11 protein-coding genes and 1 pseudogene are annotated in these 16,986 nt (G+C 61.6%); 2 read left to right on the top strand and 10 right to left on the bottom strand.

All coding sequences use genetic code 11. From position 1 onward, the window contains the following. Positions 1–459: 459 nt before the first annotated feature. The 5 genes from D8U60_RS25910 to D8U60_RS25890 all read right to left on the bottom strand — a co-directional run bounded on the left by D8U60_RS25910 (position 460) and on the right by D8U60_RS25890 (position 5,561). The gene (locus tag D8U60_RS25910) at positions 460–969 is read right to left on the bottom strand and encodes a hypothetical protein (RefSeq protein ID WP_016774812.1); all 510 of its coding nucleotides are present in this window, start codon (positions 967–969) and stop codon (positions 460–462) included. A gap of 8 nt (positions 970–977) precedes the next feature. Continuing rightward, positions 978–1,493, bottom strand: coding sequence for a hypothetical protein (locus tag D8U60_RS25905; protein WP_130901276.1), 516 nt, complete (start codon positions 1,491–1,493; stop codon positions 978–980). Then, positions 1,490–2,143 carry a hypothetical protein gene (locus D8U60_RS25900; RefSeq protein WP_056786867.1) on the bottom strand — a complete coding sequence of 218 codons (654 nt, stop codon included), beginning with the start codon at positions 2,141–2,143 and terminating at the stop codon, positions 1,490–1,492. The genes D8U60_RS25905 and D8U60_RS25900 overlap by 4 nt, the downstream gene beginning before the upstream one ends. Before the next feature lie 226 nt (positions 2,144–2,369). Further along, a complete protein-coding gene (locus tag D8U60_RS25895) occupies positions 2,370–3,665 on the bottom strand; it encodes an OprD family porin (RefSeq protein ID WP_130901275.1) in 1,296 nt (431 codons plus the stop codon). Between the two features lie 192 nt (positions 3,666–3,857). Further along, on the bottom strand, positions 3,858–5,561 hold the full coding sequence (locus D8U60_RS25890) for an amidase (protein WP_130901274.1): 1,704 nt from the start codon (positions 5,559–5,561) through the stop codon (positions 3,858–3,860). Between the two features lie 308 nt (positions 5,562–5,869). Between D8U60_RS25890 and D8U60_RS25885 the strand changes: the two genes are divergently transcribed. Both D8U60_RS25885 and D8U60_RS25880 read left to right on the top strand, forming a co-directional pair. Beyond that, the gene (locus tag D8U60_RS25885; protein WP_016774807.1) at positions 5,870–6,985 is read left to right on the top strand and encodes an AI-2E family transporter; all 1,116 of its coding nucleotides are present in this window, start codon (positions 5,870–5,872) and stop codon (positions 6,983–6,985) included. A 10-nt stretch (positions 6,986–6,995) separates the two neighbouring features. Continuing rightward, positions 6,996–8,609 carry a mechanosensitive ion channel domain-containing protein gene (locus tag D8U60_RS25880; RefSeq protein ID WP_071172514.1) on the top strand — a complete coding sequence of 538 codons (1,614 nt, stop codon included), beginning with the start codon at positions 6,996–6,998 and terminating at the stop codon, positions 8,607–8,609. 3 nt (positions 8,610–8,612) lie between these two features. Here D8U60_RS25880 and D8U60_RS25875 read toward each other — a convergent pair whose 3' ends face one another. The 5 genes and pseudogenes from D8U60_RS25875 to D8U60_RS25855 all read right to left on the bottom strand — a co-directional run bounded on the left by D8U60_RS25875 (position 8,613) and on the right by D8U60_RS25855 (position 16,960). Continuing rightward, the gene (locus D8U60_RS25875) at positions 8,613–9,878 is read right to left on the bottom strand and encodes an OmpP1/FadL family transporter (protein ID WP_232245633.1); all 1,266 of its coding nucleotides are present in this window, start codon (positions 9,876–9,878) and stop codon (positions 8,613–8,615) included. A gap of 98 nt (positions 9,879–9,976) precedes the next feature. Continuing rightward, positions 9,977–11,479 (bottom strand): glycine betaine/L-proline transporter ProP, encoded by a 1,503-nt coding sequence (gene proP, locus D8U60_RS25870; RefSeq protein ID WP_024013032.1) that lies wholly within the window; start codon positions 11,477–11,479, stop codon positions 9,977–9,979. Positions 11,480–11,778: 299 nt separating this feature from the next. Then, the gene (locus tag D8U60_RS25865; RefSeq protein ID WP_130901273.1) at positions 11,779–13,077 is read right to left on the bottom strand and encodes a carbohydrate porin; all 1,299 of its coding nucleotides are present in this window, start codon (positions 13,075–13,077) and stop codon (positions 11,779–11,781) included. A gap of 97 nt (positions 13,078–13,174) precedes the next feature. After that, positions 13,175–15,579: pseudogene (locus D8U60_RS25860) on the bottom strand (glucose/quinate/shikimate family membrane-bound PQQ-dependent dehydrogenase). A 364-nt stretch (positions 15,580–15,943) separates the two neighbouring features. Continuing rightward, positions 15,944–16,960 (bottom strand): NADP-dependent oxidoreductase, encoded by a 1,017-nt coding sequence (locus D8U60_RS25855; RefSeq protein ID WP_130901272.1) that lies wholly within the window; start codon positions 16,958–16,960, stop codon positions 15,944–15,946. Positions 16,961–16,986: the final 26 nt, after the last annotated feature.

Here is a 16,986-nt window from a genome sequence, read left to right as displayed (position 1 = left end):
GTAGGGGGAGGTGGGATCGGTTTCGGGTGGGTTGGGTGTTGGTTTGATCATGGTGAGACTCCGTGGTTGATTTAGCCGCCACGGCTCATCGCTAAACAAGTAAAGGTGGCGGCTGTACGCAGGTTAGCGATCCGGGTCACAGAAACCCCGGGTAGACCCGAAGGTCTCCCACGCACAGCCACCATGACATCAAGTGCAGATCGAAAAATGCAATTGAGACTGGGCATTGGTGCGTCTGTAATGAGTCGGATCGCTAAACCCGATCGCTGATTCGTCAGCGACCGCACCACAATAGAACCCGCCCCCAAGGCGCACAAGCCGGCGGATTCTGGCGTAGCTGTAGGCAACGGCGCAAGGATTTGTAGCCTTGAGACCGTATCAGCAGGTGTCTTTTAAACAGCTTCGTTTAAATCAAAGAATTGCGCCGCAGTCCACCGCACCAGCCCCCATCACCCAACCTCACGGCTGATACGGAATCACCTTGTCCCGGTCCATTTCCACCAACAACTGGTCGAGCATCTGCCGTTTGTTCTCGACCCCGGGAATCGGCACATACCACGTCATCACGCTCCAGCCTTCGCGGGAGTAGTTGTAGGTTTTGAGCAGTTGGCCATCCTTGAAGACCGAGCCGCGCAGGTTGTCCTGGTAGTGGTAGGGCATCGGGAAGGTGAACAGGGTGAAAACGTTGACCAGCGCCAGCCAGTTGACCTTGCCGTCGCTGGGTTCGGTGATCAACAGGCTGTAGCCGTTGCGGGTGTAACCGCCGTCGAGCATCGAGAACGCGCCGGTCTTTTTCAGGACGCTGACGGTTTCGCGCTGATGCTGCTCGTCGATGCGCGTATAGGCCGGCCCCATGCCGAGCGTGACCGGCACGTAGGCCTGATCGGCATGGTAATCGAGCGGTTGCAAGGTGTTGGCGCAGCCGCCCAGCATCAGTGAGGCACAGAGCAGGCCGGCGACTTTTATCATCGCGCGGTTCATTGCGCGACTGCCGGGATCAGCCGGTCCTGCTGCACATCCTGCGCGAAGGCGCGGGCGATGCGGCCGAGGTTCTGTTCGCGCATCTCGCCGCCCTGATCCAGTAGCCAGACGTATTTTTGAGTGATGTTGCGATAGGTGTATTGCTTCAGTCGCTTGTCACCCTGGAACACGGTGAATTCGGTTTGCGTGTCGAATTCGTTCGACAGCGGCAGCAAGAACAACGTCGCGGTGCTCAGCAGAATCACCGGAAACGGCGGCAGGTGTCGTTCCACATTGAGTTTGACATTCACGTTGTACTCGTCAGCTTTACCGCTGCCGGTTTCGATAGTGCGGAACACACCGGTCTGACGCAGGTGGTTGCGCAGGCTGGAGCCGTTTTCCGGATCATCGACCATAACGTGAATCGGCTGCAGATAATCTTGACCGTCCGTAAGCGTGCGCTCGGGCAAGGTGTTGGTCGCCGCGCAACCGGTCAACAGAGCGGCGGCGGTGAGGGCGATGATTTTTTTCATGGTTTGGCGTCCACGGCAATGCCCGGAATGGGGCCGGTGAAGATGTAGGGCTGAGCACTGTTCAGGTCGAGTTTCAGCGGTTGCAGCGTTGGCAATCCTGGCGCCAGACGTTGCGCAATCAGCGCATCGCGGGCGTTCTGATCACTCCAGCGGAACGCGCAGAAACCGGCGGTCAGGCAGAACGAGCGGAACTCGCCGATGTAATAGGCCTTGCCGGGTTCCAGGCGCATCGGCAGGTTGAATTTTTCCCGAGCCTCTCTCGAGGTGAAAACAGTGCCTAGCCCAGGTTGATAACGTGCGGAAAAGAACTGGAAATCATAGAACTCGTAATCGCCCGGCTTCAGGGGAAGCACGAATACGCTCGCTGCGCCGACACCGTCCTGAACATCCTGCGGCGTGGAGTAAGCACCGGCCATTTTCCAGACGCCGGCCGCACCGTATTCGGAACCGCGTTTGCGGAAAAAGATTCGCTGGTTGTCAGCGGCTGATTGCTTGAGTGATTGCGGCCCGATTGAGCCAACGAGATAACTGACTGGCTCGCTTGCCTTGGGTTGCAAGGGTTCGCTGACCCAGGAAGCGCTTTCGGTAATGCAGCCGCTGAGCGTCGCGGCGAGCACGACGGCCGCTCCGAGTTTGAATAGCTGAAACATGTACATCCCTGAATCTGCTTGCGTTGATTGACTACAAACAGGAAGGTCAATCAATGCCTTCCTGGCTTGGCTTTTTATGCGGGGGCGCAGAATAAACGAGGTGATGGCACTTGGCTAGCCGCTGTAGGCGCTGCGGTACGCTGAAATCATTTGATTTGGATCTCAGGGAGCAAACTCAGGGTTTGTGGCCGACGCAGGAACCTGTGGGCGGGTTGATCGTGTTACCTCACAAACCCAGCGGGTACTGGATGACCACGTAAATCCGGTCAATATCATCGCCAGCTTGCGCTTCGTTGGCGCGGTGGGTGACGTGCGACAGCTGCACCGACAGATCCTTCGCGGTGCCGGATTGCACGACATATTTCAGGTCGATATCGCGTTCCCAGTGTTTGCCGCCGCTGCCTTGTTGCGGTTGATAGTCGCCGCTGTCGGCCTCGAACGGGTTGTAGGCGCCGCCCTTCGGCGCGTGGGTGCCGTCGATGTGGCTGCCGCTGACGTAGCGGGTCATGAAGTTCAGGCCGGGGATGCCGAAGGCGCCGAGATCGAAGTCGTAACGGGCTTGCCAGGAGCGTTCGTTGGCGCCGTTGAAGTCGGCGTATTTGATCGAGTTGGCGAGGTAGATCGAATCGCCGCCGACGAAATCGAACGGCGTGTCGCCATTGATCCGCTGCCAGCCGAGCATCACCGCGTGCGGGCCGAAGCTGTATTTGCCGGAGAGGCTGAGGGCGGTGTTGTGGATCTCGCCGGCCAGTGCGCGGCCGGTGTCGCGGGTGTGGTAGAGGCTGGCGTCGAGCAGAATGCCGGACTGTTTGAAGTGCAGGTTGCCGTAGTACTGGTGCCAGGTGTCGCTCAGTTCCGAGGCATACAACGCGCCGCCGATCGGGCTTGAGCTGAACAGGTCGGCACCGACGAAGCTGATGCCACCCGCTTCGGTGTTGGCGCCGTAGCCGTAGAAGTCGCCTTTGCCGGAGGAGCTGTCCTGGTTCTTGAACGCGGTGAAATGCCCGGCGACCAGATTGACGTTGTCGAGCTCGGCGCTGTTGAGCAAAAAGCCTGTGGCGTATTCCGGTTGCAGGCGTTTGTCGGAGGTGTCGAAGACCGGGGTTTCTACGGTCATTTCGCCGAAGGCCAGAGTGGTGCGCGAGACCTTCAGCTTGAACGCACCGCCAGCGCTGGAATAGTTGTTTTCACTGCGACCATCGCTGTCGACCGGTAACAGACCGGTGCCGGAATGGCCCTTGCCGCCGTCGAGTTTAAGGCCGGCGAAAGCGTGCGCGTCGATGCCGAAACCGACTGTGCCCTCGGTGAAACCGGATGAGAAGTTGCCGATAAAGCCTTGTGCCCATTCCTGTTTGTAGTTTTTTCCGGAGGGCGTGGGCGAGCGGTAGTCGTTGCTCAGGTAGAAGTTGCGCAGCAGGACATCGCTTTTGGCGTCGTCGAAAAAGCCGCTGGCATGGGCGGTGCCGGTCAGACCGCAGAGCATGGCGAGCAGAGTGAGGCGGGAGGGGGCGCGGTTGATCATGGTCAGTGCCGGTGGTAATCAGGATGGCGCTGATGATCGGCGGATTGGCCTGGAAAGGATTGGGCCGGTGTGCTGAGTTGGCAGCCCTTACACCAAACCCTATGGGATAGTCAGGTGGAAATGTGGCGGCTGTCAGGCCGCCATCGCTGGCAAGTCAGCTCCCACAGGGTTTGTGGGAGCTGACACAGTGCATCAAGCCAGCGGCGGTGTACGCGGTGGGATCTGGCGTTTGCTGCCGGTGGATTCGAAAGCGGCGGCGAAGCGCAGCAGGTTCGAGTCGTCGTAGGCGCGGCCGGCGAAGGTCAGGCCGACGGGCATGCCGATGTCGGCCATCACACCCATGGGCACGGTGACGGTCGGGACGCCGAGGTGGCGGATCGCGAGGTTGCCGTTGGCCACCCAGACGCCGTTGCTCCAGGCGATGTCGGCCGAAGCAGGATTGACATCCGCATCCGCCGGGCCGACGTCGGCGACGGTCGGGAACAGCACGGCGTCGAGGCCGAGGCTGTCCATCCAGTCTTCGAGGTCGATGCGTCGGGTCTGCTCCAGACCGCGCAAGCCATCAGGCACGGTTGGGATTTCATTCCACGGCGTGATGCCGCGCTCGGCCATGCGCACGTATTCGTCCATGCCGGCGGCCAGATCGCCTTCGCGGTTGGGCAGGGTGCCGGGGTCGTGCGGGAAGATCTTCGGCCCGTCGACGTTAACCAGACGATTAAGCTTCGGGTCGCCGTTGGCTTGCAGGAAGTCGTCGAACGCCCAGGCAGTCAGATCCCACAGTTCATGGTGGAGGAATTCTTTCGACACCAGCCCACGGGTGAACACGGTTGGTGCGCCAGGGCGGTCGCCTTCGCAGTTGGAGACTAGCGGAAAGTCGGTTTCGACGACTTCAGCGCCAGCGGCTTCCAAGGCCTGACGCGCCTGTTTCCACAAATCGATCACGGACGCGCGGGTGTTGATGCGCTGGCCGGTCGGGCCGCCAATGCCGGGGGCTTCGCTGGTGCCGGCGTCCGGGTCGGCATTGATGTACATGCGCGGGATGGCAAAGCGTTTGCCGGCCAGGGCTTTGGCGTCGGCGGCCAGTTCACTGTACGCAGCCGGGCGCACTTCGCTGACGCGCGGGATCGGCACCCACGGTTGCAAGCGCCAGAGGTCGCCACGGGTGTCCGGGTCTTCGGCGACGACCACGTCGAGCACTTCGAGCAGGTCGGCCATGGTCCGTGCGAACGGCACGACGACGTCCATGGTCGGGGTCAACGGCCAGTTGCCGCGCACCGAAATTACGCCGCGCGACGGGGTGTAGGCGCACAGGCCGTTGTTCGACGCAGGGCCGCGACCGCTCGACCACGTTTCCTCTGCCAGGCCGAACGCGGCGAAACTCGCAGCGGTCGCGGTGCCGGCGCCGTTGGACGAGCCGGAGGCGAACGGCGCAGTGAGGTAAGCGGCGTTGTACGGGCTTTCAGCGCGGCCATAGACGCCGCGCTGCATGCCGCCATTGGCCATCGGCGGCATGTTGGTCTTGCCCAGGCAGATCGCCCCGGCAGCGCGCAGGCGCTCGATGGTGAAGGCGTCGCGATGGGCGACCAGATCGGCAAACGCCGGACTGCCGGAAGCGGCGGTCAGGCCCTTGACCAGATAGCTGTCCTTGGCGGTGTAGGGGATGCCATCGAGCGGGCCGAGGGTTTCACCGTTGGCACGGCGGGCGTCGGAGGCGCGGGCTTCGTTCAGTGCTTCGGGGTTGCGCACGACGACGGCGTTGAGTGCCGTCGGGGTGTCGGCGCCGTCGTAGGCATCAATGCGCGCCAGATAGGCTTGCACCAGTTCCACGGCAGTGGTCTGGCCGGATTCGAGGGCGGCGCGCAGTTGGGCGATGGAGACTTCGGTGACTTCGATCATCGGGTCACCTGTTGAGCGTGGATGTTCTGGGCAGGGGTTTTCATAGCGGTTCTCGTGGCACGGCTTGAAGCGACAAGGTCGGGACTGGCGCCTATTTAACACCATGTTTCCGTTTCCTGCAGTGAGGGGTTGCAAGTGCAACTGTGTGGCGGCTGACCCGCCGCTATCGCTGGCAAGCCAGCTCCCACAGGTTCTGTGTGAATCAATAAAATGCGTTCAGACACAAATGCCGCGCCCCACAGGAAGACCAGCCCAACATGTTCTAGGCTCAGCGCATCCCGAATGCTGCACCGCTCAGGAATGTTGCCATGGAAGATAAGCCGCTGATTGCCTTCAACAGTTCCAAAGCCTTGCTCGACGTACTGATCCGCGCCGGGTTGATCGCGACCCTGGTGCTGTTCTGCTACGACATTTTCCATCCGTTTCTCAATGTGATGCTGTGGGCGCTGATCCTCGCGGTCACGCTGTATCCGCTGAACCAGAAACTCGGCGCAAAACTCGGCAACCGCTACGGTTGGGCGGCGATTGTGCTGGTTTTGCTGGGGCTGGTGATCCTGATGGTGCCGCTGAGTCTGCTCGGCGCATCCGTGGCCGATTCGGTGAAGGTGGGCATGCAGACCGTGGAAGCGGGGCAGTTCGAGATTCCGCCGCCGCCCGCCAATGTCGCCGACTGGCCGCTGATCGGTGCGCCGTTGTATGGCATCTGGATGCACGCTTCGCAGGACCTGAGCTGGGTGTTCAAGGAACTGGCGCCGCACCTGACCAGTTGGGGCCGGGTGCTGTTGCATCAGGCCGCCGGCGTCGGCGCAGGCATCGTGGTATTTGTCGTGGCGCTGATCGTCGCCGGACTGATCATGACCCACGGCGAACGCGGCCATCGCACGGCGGTGGCGATCACCACGCGAATTTCCGGCCCGGTGCGTGGCCCGCAGATCGCGCAACTGTGCACCTCGACCATTCGCGCGGTGGCGCAGGGCGTGGTCGGTATCGCTTTTATCCAGATGATCTTGATCGGCGTGGCGCTGGTGATCATGGGCGTGCCCGCTGCCGGTGTGCTGGCGTTGATGGTGTTGCTGCTGGGCATCATGCAACTGCCGGTGCTGTTGGTTACCGTGCCGGTGGTGGTGTTCGTCTTTGCCCATGATGGCGTCGGCCCCGGCACGATCATTTTCGCCGTGTGGATGGTGATCGCCGGGCTTTCCGACAACGTGCTCAAACCGATGTTGCTCGGCCGTGGCGTGGCCGTGCCGATGCCGGTGGTGCTGATCGGCGCGCTGGGCGGCATGGTCACCAGCGGCATCATCGGCCTGTTCACCGGGCCGGTGATCCTGGCGGTCGGTTATGAATTGTTCATCGGCTGGGTCTATCAACCGGCCGACGTCAGCGAAGTGCTGGACGAAACCTCTCACGACAATCAGCCATAAGGAACGGCGCATGCGTAACAGGCTGATGGTGCTGGCGATGCTGCTGGCTGCAACACTGTGGTCCGGGCTCGGCCAGGCACTGGAAGACACCACGACAGCAACGGACGAAGCGGTAGAACTGAAAGTGGCCAACCGCAGCATCATGCTGTTTCGCGCAACCATTCTTGGCGAGGCGCCGGCCTCACGGGTCAAGCGGGCGAAGCGGGTGATCAGTGAAGCGTTGGAGGAAGACCCTGAGCTGAAAATCAGCACTGATTCGATCCAGAACAGTTACATGGTGCTGATCGGCAATACCCGAGCGTTCATCGTTGCACCGAAAGACGTCGACAGCCTGGCCTATTCCTCGGTGCAGGAAGCCGCCGAGGGCGCAGCGGAAAAACTGCGCCAGGTGGTCAACGAGACCCGTGAGGCGCGTAACGTGCAGATGATTGTGCGTTCGCTGGCGCTGGCGGCGGTGGCCACGCTGATCTATCTGGCGCTGCTGTGGTGCCTGTCATGGCTGCGCCACAAGCTGTTGGCGAAACTGCCGGCGCTGATGGATCGCCACACCAAGGCGCTGAAGGTCGGGCGGGTGCAACTGATCGATTCGAATTTTCTCTACCCGTTGGTCAGCCGCTGTCTGTTGTTCCTGCGTTGGTTGCTGATCCTGCTGCTGTCCTACGAATGGCTCGGTTTTGTCCTGTCACGCTTCCCGTATACGCGGCCGTGGGGCGAAAGCCTCAACAACTATCTGGTGGAACTGGCCGGTTATCTGTTGCAGGGCATCGTCGATGCGATACCGGGGCTGGGCGTGGCGCTGGCGATTTTCTTTATCGCCCGGGGCGTGACCGCATTTACCCGACGCATCCTGCGCCGGATGGCCGCGCCGGGGACGTTCAGTTGGCTCAACCATGAAACCCTGCAACCGACGCAACGCCTGACCGCACTGGCAGTCTGGCTGTTTGCGCTGGCGATGGCTTATCCCTATCTGCCGGGCGCCGGGACCGATGCGTTCAAAGGCTTGTCGGTGCTGATCGGCCTGATGATTTCCCTTGGCGCCACCAGCGTCGTTGGGCAAGCGGCGGCCGGATTGATCCTGACCTACACGCGGACTTTGCGCCCCGGCGAGTTTGTCAGGATCGGCGAGTACGAAGGCACCGTCACCGAGCTGGGCATGTTCACCACGCGGATTCGCACCGGCCTCGGTGAAGTGCTGACGCTGCCCAACTCGATGATCACCGGCACCGTGACCAAGAACTACTCGCGTACCGTGCAAGGTCCGGGCTACGTGGTCGACACGGTGGTGACCATCGGCTACGACACGCCATGGCGCCAGGTCGAAGCGATGTTGCTGGAGGCGGCCAAACGCACGCCGGGCGTGCTCGAAGACCCGCCGGCGCAGGTGTTCCAGACCGCGCTGTCGGACTTCTATCCCGAGTATCGCCTGGTGGCCCAGGCCATCCCCAGCCAGCCGCGCCCGCGTGCGGTGTTGCTGAGCATGCTCCACGCCAATATTCAGGACGTGTTCAATGAATACGGCGTGCAGATCATGTCGCCGCATTACCTGGGCGATCCGCAGCAGGAAAAACGCGTGCCGCCGGAGCAGTGGTTCACCGCACCGGCGCAGGCACCGAAGGATGAGTGATCCCTAGAAACGCCAGACCACGCCGCCGCCCAGCACATGCAGGGCGGCGTTTTTGTATTCGCCGGAGACCGAGCCGCCGGAGCGCGCTTTGGTCTGTTGCACGTCCATGTCGCCGAGGTAGATCAGCGTGTAGCTCATGTGCACGTCGACATCGTCCTGCAATGCATAGCTGACCCCGGTCGCCAGGCGCCACGCTTCGTTCATCGGGTTGTCGACGGTGCGATCCTTGTCGTCCACTGCCGAGGAGTCGTAACCGAGGCCGACGTTCCAGCGCAGTTTCGGGTTGATCTGGTGCTGCGCGCCGATCGAGGCATGCCAGGTGTCCTTGTATTGCCGCTGCGCCGTTCTGGCAGTCGAGCCCAGGTCGGTATCGACTTCCACGCCGACCTTGCCGAAATCGCTCCAGTCCTGCCAGCCGAGGCTGCCGAGCAGCGTCCACTGCGGATCGAGCTGGTAGGACACACTGGTGGTGACGGTCTGCGGCACGTTCATGTCGACGTTCAGCTGATCGGCGTCGAGACGGTTGAGCGCCAGACGCAGCAGCGGATTGGTGATTTTCTTCAGCTCGGGTTTGTCTTCGAATTTGAGCTTGATCTTGCTGGTCCAGGCCAGCCCGAGCTTTGTGCGCTCGTTGAGGTTGTAGAGCACGCCGACGTTGGCGCCCGTGCCCCAGTCGGTGTCCTTGTAACGCAACTGACCATCCTCGGCGTTGCCCAGACCGAGCACGTTATTGTTGACCGCTACTTCGGTGCGGAAGTAGCCGAGCATGAAGCGTGGGCCGAGGCCGACGGACAGGTCGTCGGTGATCTTGTAGGCATAGGTGGGCTGGAACGACACACCGATAATGGCCGACTCCTGAGCGAAATAGCGCCCGGCCCAGTCATCGTCGTAGTCCAGCGCCAGACCGAAATTGCCGTACATGCCGAAGCCGATCGAGGAGCGCTCATCGAGTTGATGGCTGATGAAGAAGCTGGAGCCTGGCAGGTACTTCAAGGCGTTGCCACCTTCGTTGCCGCCGAAGGTATTGGCGTTGTCGCGGGAGAAACTGACGTCGCCGAGGATCAACTGCGCGTTGAAGTTGATCTGCGTGCCGGCCAGTTGGCTGATGCCCGCCGGGTTGGTCATCAGAATGCTCGGGTCGCTGGCCATGACCGCAGAGCCGGCGTTGGCCAGCCCGGTGCCTTCGTGGCCGGCCTCGTAAATCATGATGCCGCCGGCTTCGGCCTGGAGGCTGGCGAAGAGCAATCCGCCAGCGACCGAACTTTTCATCAGCTTGAACATGTGAACTCCTTGAATGGCATGCGATCCGGTTTCAAGGCTAGCTCAAGCTCGGCGCGGCGTCGGACCGATTGCCGACGCCGCACTGATCAATCGATGCGCGGATGCTGGAGCGCCAGTTCCTTGCGCTTGGCTTCCAGCGCGGCGATTTCGGCATCGATGTCTTCGATTTTCTGCTCGATGTTGTCGTGGTGTTCCTGCAACAGCTCCTTGGCCTCTTCGAGGTCGGAAGCCGCCGGGGCCGCGCCGCGCAGCGGCTTGTTGGCGGTTTCCTTCATGGTCACGCCAGTGACCAGACCGACCACGGCGATGACCATCAGGTAATACGCAGGCATGTACAGATCGTTGGTGCTTTCCACCAGCCAGGCCACGGCAGTCGGGGTCAGACCGGCGATCAGCACCGAGACGTTGAAGGCACTGGCCAGCGCGCTGTAGCGGATGTGCGTGGGGAACATCGCCGGCAGGGTCGAGGCCATCACGCCGATGAAGAAGTTCAGCAGCACCGCGAGGATCAGCAGGCCGGAGAAGATCAGGCCGATGCTGCCGCTGTTGATCAGCATGAACGCCGGAATGGCGAAGATGAACAGGCCAATGCTGCCGACGACGATGAAGGGCTTGCGGCCGATCTTGTCGCTGATGAAACCGATCAGCGGCTGCACGAAGAGCATGCCGACCATGATCGCGATGATGATCAGCACACCGTGGTTTTCGCTGTAGTGCAGGTTGTGCGTCAGGTAACTCGGCATGTAGGTGAGCAGCATGTAATAGGTGACGTTGGTCGCCGCCACCACGCCGATGCAGGTCATCAGGCTGCGCCAGTGTTTGGTTGCGACTTCCTTGAACGACACCTTGGGGCCACCGGCGAGGCCTTCGCGGTCGCCTTGTTCGAGTTTTTCCACGTGTTGCTGGAACGCCGGGGTTTCTTCCAGGGCGTGGCGCAGATACAGGCCGATCATGCCCAGCGGCAGGGCGAGGAAGAACGGAATCCGCCAGCCCCATTCTTCGAAGCGCTGTTCACCGAGAATCGTCGAGATCAGCACCACCACGCCCGCGCCGAAGACGAACCCGGCGATCGAGCCGAAATCCAACCAACTGCCGAGAAAGCCGCGTTTGCGGTCCGGGGCATATTCAGCGACGAAGATCGAGGCACCGGTGTACTCGCCACCGACCGAGAAACCCTGAGCCATTTTCGCCAGCAACAGCAGGATCGGCGCCCAGATGCCGATCGAGGCATAGGACGGAATCAGGCCGATGGCAAAGGTGCTCAGGGACATGATGACGATGGTCGCGGCGAGGACTTTCTGTCGTCCGTATTTATCGCCGAGCGCACCGAAGAACAAACCGCCAAGCGGACGGATGAGGAACGGCACGGAGAAGGTCGCCAGCGCGGCGATCATTTGCACGCCGGGATCGGCGCCGGGGAAGAAGACCTTGCCGAGCACATAGGCGACAAAGCCGTAGACGCCAAAGTCGAACCATTCCATGGCGTTGCCCAGCGCGGCGGCGGTGATCGCCTTGCGCATCTTGGCGTCGTCGACAATGGTGATGTCTTTCAAACCGATCGGTTTGACGGTGTTCTTGCGTGATTTCATTGCGCTGTTCCCGCTCGCTGATCCAGATTACCGCTGCGATGCCATCTCCATGATGGCGCCGGCTCTTCTGGCTCAGATACATGCGGACACGAAATAATTCACCGATGGCTGGAATTAATTTCGACAGGTGGGGGAGGTGCAACTCCGAGCCTTGTTGGAGCTGTATTGCCTGACCCACCGCTATCGCTGGCAAGCCAGCTCCCACAAGGGTTTTGGGTGTTGCCGGGATTTTGTGTCCGCCGTCAAACCCTGTGGGAGCTGGCTTGCCAGCGATGACGGCATGACATCCATTACAAGGCTTAAAGCGCAGCCTTCACCTGCAAACCCACCACCAGCGCATTATCGATGTCCTGCCCGGAGAACGCGCCCGGTTCGATGATGTATTGCAGGTTCGGGCGCAGGGTCAGCCATGGGGTGGCCTGATAGCCATAGCCCAACTCAATCAACTGTTCGGCATTGTCGAGATTCGGGAACGCAGCACCATTGGCCAGCGCGGCATCCTGCTGCACATCGCGGCTGCGCGGGTTCGGCACGGCGCGGCCATAACCCAGCGCCAGGGTGTCACGCGGACGGCCTTCGAACGGTTTGTACAACACCACGCCAGTGCCGTACCACTTGCTGAATGGCGAGGCCGCTTCACTGGCCGCCGAATACTGACCGAAAGCATGCAGGCTGCGGCCTTCGGAGGTCGGCGAACGCCATACGGCCTGATCGATCAGCAGATAATGCCCGCCACGCCCGGACACCTCGTCGTCGCTGCCAATGCGTTTGACGTCGGAGCTGTCGTAGTAATAGCCGAGCTTGTACTCGCCGGGCAGCTCGCCGGCGTGCTTGTACACCAGCTCGATCGGCACGACGGTGCCGGTGGTGTGCTTCGGCCCCAGATGCCAGGCGCGACTGGAATTGCCGTTGCTTTCTGGATCGACGTTAAACGCCGCCACACGCAGCTGCCAGGACGGCGACAGGTCGTATTTGACCCGCACGCCCAGACGCGCGTTGGGGTAGTTGGTCCAGCCGCTGCCGCCGGACATGTTCAGCGGGTGACCGCAGAAACCGGCGTTCATGAAGTTGCACAGAATGCCGCTGTCGAGGCCGCCGAGGTCGTTGCCCATGGCCATGTAGCCGAGCTTCACGTTCAGCGCCGGGGTGAACAGGCTGCGCTCGTAACTCAGTTCAGTCAGGCGCGTGTACAGGCCGCCGTAGTTTTCCTGAATCGGCAGGCGGTTGCCGACCAGATCTTCCGAAGCGCTGTTGCCGCGCCGGTCGTTGATGGTCAGTTGCACTTTGCCGGCGTTGTCGACGCCGTAGAGTTTGCTCAGATCAAACTGCACGCCGAGTTTGATGTTCTGCGAGTAGCGCGCCGAGCGGTGCAGGCCGCCGTCGGCGTTGTAAGCGGTTTCGCCGCTGTAATCGCCAGTGAACTTGACGCCGTCTTCATCGAGTTGATGACGCAAGCCGCCCCAGTCACCGGTGAGGGTGCTGCGGGTCAGCAGATCGGAATCGCTGGCGGCCAGCGCGGGGAGGGCAGTGGTGCAGCTCAGGCCCAGCAACAGGCCAGTGGAAAGCTTGGTACGAGAAAAGCGAACAGCCGATGACATGTGAATCCTTCCTGCTGAAATCTTTAACGCAATAAAACGGCGACGCGGTGCTTTGGGGCACCGCGCGCTTGGAGGAGGTTGGTGGTGCGGCAGCGAGTTACGGCAGGGCGTAAGCCATCACGTAATCGCCACGATCAGTTGACTGGCGTGCGCCGCCAGCGGTGACGACGATGTACTGCTTGCCGGTCTTCGGCGAAACGTAGGTCATCGGGCCGCCCTGGCTGCCGACCGGCAGACGGGCTTTCCAGACTTCTTCGCCGTTGCCGCTGTTGAAGGCGCGCAGGTAGAAGTCCTGGGTGCCGGCAATGAAGATCAGGCCGCCCTGGGTCGACAGGGTGCCGCCGAGGGTTGGCAGACCGATCTTGATCGGCAGGTGCATGCGGATGCCCAGGGGACCGGTGTCTTCAACGGTGCCGACCGGAACCTGCCATGCGACTTTCTGGGTCTTCATGTCGATCGCGGTCAAGGTGCCGAACGGCGGCGCCTGGCACGGAATGCCGGCCACCGACAGGAAGCGGTTCTTGTTCACCGCGTACGGCGTGCCTTTGAGCGGCACAGCGCCCATGCCGGTGTTCAGCGCTTCGCCACCGCCAGCGGCCTGGCCTTTGTTCTGCGACGGGATCATCTGGATCCATAGACCCAGGCGCATGTCGTTGACGAAGATGAAACCGTGCACCGGGTCAGTGGAGATGCTGCCCCAGTTCATGCCGCCCAGCGAACCCGGGAAACTCAGCGATTTGTCAGTACCCGGAGCGGTGTACAGACCGTCGTAGCGCATGCTCTTGAAGTCGATGCGGCACAGCAACTGGTCGTACGGCGTGGCGCCCCACATGTCCGATTCGGTCAGGTGCTGCGCGCCGATCTGCGGCATGCCCACGGATTTCGGCTGAGTCGGCGAGTACGGCTCGTTAGGGATGTTCGCGGCTTTCACCGGTACTTCCTTGACCTCGGTCAGCGGCTTGCCGGTGGCGCGGTCGAGCACATAGATCTGCCCGGCCTTGGTACCGATGACCAGCGCCGGAACGCTTTGCCCGTCCTTGTCGAAGTCGATCAGGCTCGGCTGCATCGGCAGGTCGAAGTCCCACAGATCGTTGTGCACGGTCTGGAACACCCAGCGTTCTTCGCCCGTGCTGGCGTCCAGCGCGAGGATCGAAGCGCCGTACTTGTGGTCCAGTTCGCTGCGCTCGACACCATAGATGTCGGTGGACGAGCTGCCCATCGGCAGGAACACCGTGTTGGTCGCCGCGTCGTAGGACATCGGCGCCCAGCTGTTCGGCGTGCTGCGCACGTAGGTTTTGCCGTCGGCCGGCGCGTTGCGATCCTGCGGGTTGCCCGGGTCGAACGCCCAGCGCATGGTGCCGGTGATCACGTCAAAACCACGGATCACACCGCCCGGCATGTCGCTTTGCACGTTGTCGGCAACACGACCGCCAACCACCACGGTGGTGCCGGCCATCAATGGCGCGGACGACAACTGATAGTAGCTGTCCGGCACATCACCCAGGCCGGCCTTCAGATCGACCTGGCCGTTGTTGCCGAAACCCTGGCAGAACTCGCCGGTGTCGGCATCGACCGCGATCAGGCGGGCATCGATGGTGTTGGTCAGCAGACGACGCTGGCAGTTGGCGGCCGGCTCGGGTTTGGCTTCGATGATCGAAGAGTTGCTCGGCTGAGCGATGGTGACGGTGGCATCGAAATAGGCCATGCCACGGCAGCGCTGCCAGACTTTCGACTGGGCGTTGATCTGGTTTTTCCAGATTTCCTTGCCGGTGTCGGCGTCCAGCGCGATCAGGTTGTTGTGCGGGGTGCAGATGAAGACTTTGTTGCCGACCTGCAGCGGGGTGAGCTGGTCTTCGGCGCCGTTGCCATCGCTCTCGGCGACGTCACCGGTGTGGTAGGTCCACGCGACTTTCAATTTGTCGACGTTGTTGCGGTTGATCTGATCGAGCGCGGCGAAGCGGCTGCCACCTTCGGTGTTGCCGTAGTGCGCCCAGTCTTTCTGCGCCTTGGCCGGCTCGACCGGAGTCAGGCCCGGGCCAGTGCCAGTGCGGCAACGGTTGGGTGAGCGACGAACATGTTGCCGGCAGCAACCGCGACACCGACCGCGAGCACAGCGGCCACGGCATACGCGCCACGACCGGCTACGCGGCCATTGGCGCGCGCCAGCAGCGGGTAGACCAGAGCGACGACCATACCGATCGCGCTGAACATGAACAGCCGCGAGAACACCGGCCAGAACACCAGCCCGGCGTCAGCCACGGCCCAGATCGCGGTGGCCACGAGAAATGCGGCGAACAGCCAGGCGCCTGCAGTTTTCTTCAGTGCGATCAGCACCCCGGAAACGGTCATCGCCAGACCGCCGACCAGGAAGTACCAGGAACCGCCCAGACTGACCAGCTTCACACCGCCGGCCGCGAGCGCCAGACCGAGCAGGGCGATGATCACGCCAAGGCCGACCAGAATGAACGTTGAAACGCCTGAGACGCGTTGACTGTGGTTCACATTGAAAGTCCCGTTTGAATGAAGCGCGGGATTATAACGGTAACTAACCATTCAGTTAACCGCAGTTTTGCCAGGAAAACGTGCACTTCTGTGAATCACAGCGTGGTGCAGGATGGGCAAAATGCAAGTTGAGAGGGGTTTCTCGACGTTTCAGCGGGGATGGCGAGTCGGGCGTGCAGTTGCAATGCACATCTACAAACACCGCGCTGAATTCACCCCTCATCGGAACGCCGCCCGCCCAGCCCTCTCCCCGGGGAGAGGGAGCCGATTGGTGGCTTTTCAGAACTTGTGTTCACCTCGGTATTGCAGGTTGGAATCACTCGATCAAACAACTCGGTCAGTTCCTTCTCCCTCCGGGAGAGGGCTAGGGTGAGGGGCTTTTGAGGTGGGCCGCGATGGCAACCTTGCCCTTGGCCCGACCTTGTTCAACGTAGTGCAAGGCATCGCGTATCTGATCGAACGGAAAAGTACGATCAACCACCGGTTTGATCACTCCTGCCTCAATCAACGCAGTGATTTTCTGCAACTGGACGCCATCGGCACGCATGAACAGAAACGAATAACCCACCCCACGCTTGCGCGCCTTGCGCCGAATGCCACTGCTGAGCAGACGCATGACCAGCCCCAGCAGCCAGGACAAACCCTGCTCCTGAGCGAACTGCGCAGTCGGCGGCCCTGACAGGGAAATCAGTTTCCCGCCCGGTTTCAACACCTGCAACGATTTCTCCAGGACATCGCCGCCGAGGCTGTTGAGCACCACGTCGTAGTCGTGCAGTTCGCTGGCGAAATCCTGCTGCTTGTAATCGATCACCACATCAGCGCTCAGCGCCTTGACCCACGCGACATTCGCCGTGCTGGTCGTAGTCGCAACGAAAGCGCCGAGGTGTTTGGCCAGTTGAATGGCGACCGTGCCAACGCCACCGGAGCCGGCATGAATCAGTACCTTCTGGCCTTTTTGCACGTTGGCGACTTCGACCAGGGCCTGCCACGCCGTCAACGCCACCAGCGGCATGCAAGCCGCCTCGGTCATGGCGAGATTGGCGGGTTTTAACGCGATCGCTTGTTCGTCGACAGCGATGCGTTCGGCAAACGTGCCAATCCTGTTTTCAGGCGCACGCGCATAAACCTCATCGCCCGGCTTGAAACGCTTGACCGCCGCACCGGTGCTGAGCACCACGCCGGCGACATCGTTGCCCAATATCAAAGGCATTTGATAGGGCAGGATCATCTTGAATTCGCCGCTGCGAATCTTCAGATCCAGCGGGTTGACGCTGCTGGCGCGCACTTCGATCAGCACGTCGTGGGCGCCAACCAGTGGATCGGGCAGGTCGCCAATCCGGCCGTTCTGCTTGCCGTAGCGCTCGATGAAAAATGCCTTCATTGCGGATGCTCTTGTCGGTAGAAACC

It is taken from the genome of Pseudomonas sp. Sample_11 (genome assembly GCF_004307505.1).
Classification (GTDB): Bacteria; Pseudomonadota; Gammaproteobacteria; order Pseudomonadales; family Pseudomonadaceae; genus Aquipseudomonas; species Aquipseudomonas atacamensis.
This window is presented reverse-complemented; position numbering and strand designations above follow the sequence as displayed.

Excerpts from the sequence above, each read along its gene's own strand:
- D8U60_RS25900 (WP_056786867.1), bottom strand. The coding sequence starts at position 2,143 with ATGTTTCAGCTATTCAAACTCGGAGCGGCCGTCGTGCTCGCCGCGACG.
- proP (WP_024013032.1), bottom strand. The coding sequence starts at position 11,479 with ATGAAATCACGCAAGAACACCGTCAAACCGATCGGTTTGAAAGACATC.
- D8U60_RS25890 (WP_130901274.1), bottom strand. The coding sequence starts at position 5,561 with ATGATCGAAGTCACCGAAGTCTCCATCGCCCAACTGCGCGCCGCCCTC.
- D8U60_RS25895 (WP_130901275.1), bottom strand. The coding sequence starts at position 3,665 with ATGATCAACCGCGCCCCCTCCCGCCTCACTCTGCTCGCCATGCTCTGC.
- D8U60_RS25880 (WP_071172514.1), top strand. The coding sequence starts at position 6,996 with ATGCGTAACAGGCTGATGGTGCTGGCGATGCTGCTGGCTGCAACACTG.
- D8U60_RS25855 (WP_130901272.1), bottom strand. The coding sequence starts at position 16,960 with ATGAAGGCATTTTTCATCGAGCGCTACGGCAAGCAGAACGGCCGGATT.
- D8U60_RS25910 (WP_016774812.1), bottom strand. The coding sequence starts at position 969 with ATGATAAAAGTCGCCGGCCTGCTCTGTGCCTCACTGATGCTGGGCGGC.
- D8U60_RS25905 (WP_130901276.1), bottom strand. The coding sequence starts at position 1,493 with ATGAAAAAAATCATCGCCCTCACCGCCGCCGCTCTGTTGACCGGTTGC.
- D8U60_RS25865 (WP_130901273.1), bottom strand. The coding sequence starts at position 13,077 with ATGTCATCGGCTGTTCGCTTTTCTCGTACCAAGCTTTCCACTGGCCTG.
- D8U60_RS25875 (WP_232245633.1), bottom strand. The coding sequence starts at position 9,878 with ATGAAAAGTTCGGTCGCTGGCGGATTGCTCTTCGCCAGCCTCCAGGCC.
- D8U60_RS25885 (WP_016774807.1), top strand. The coding sequence starts at position 5,870 with ATGGAAGATAAGCCGCTGATTGCCTTCAACAGTTCCAAAGCCTTGCTC.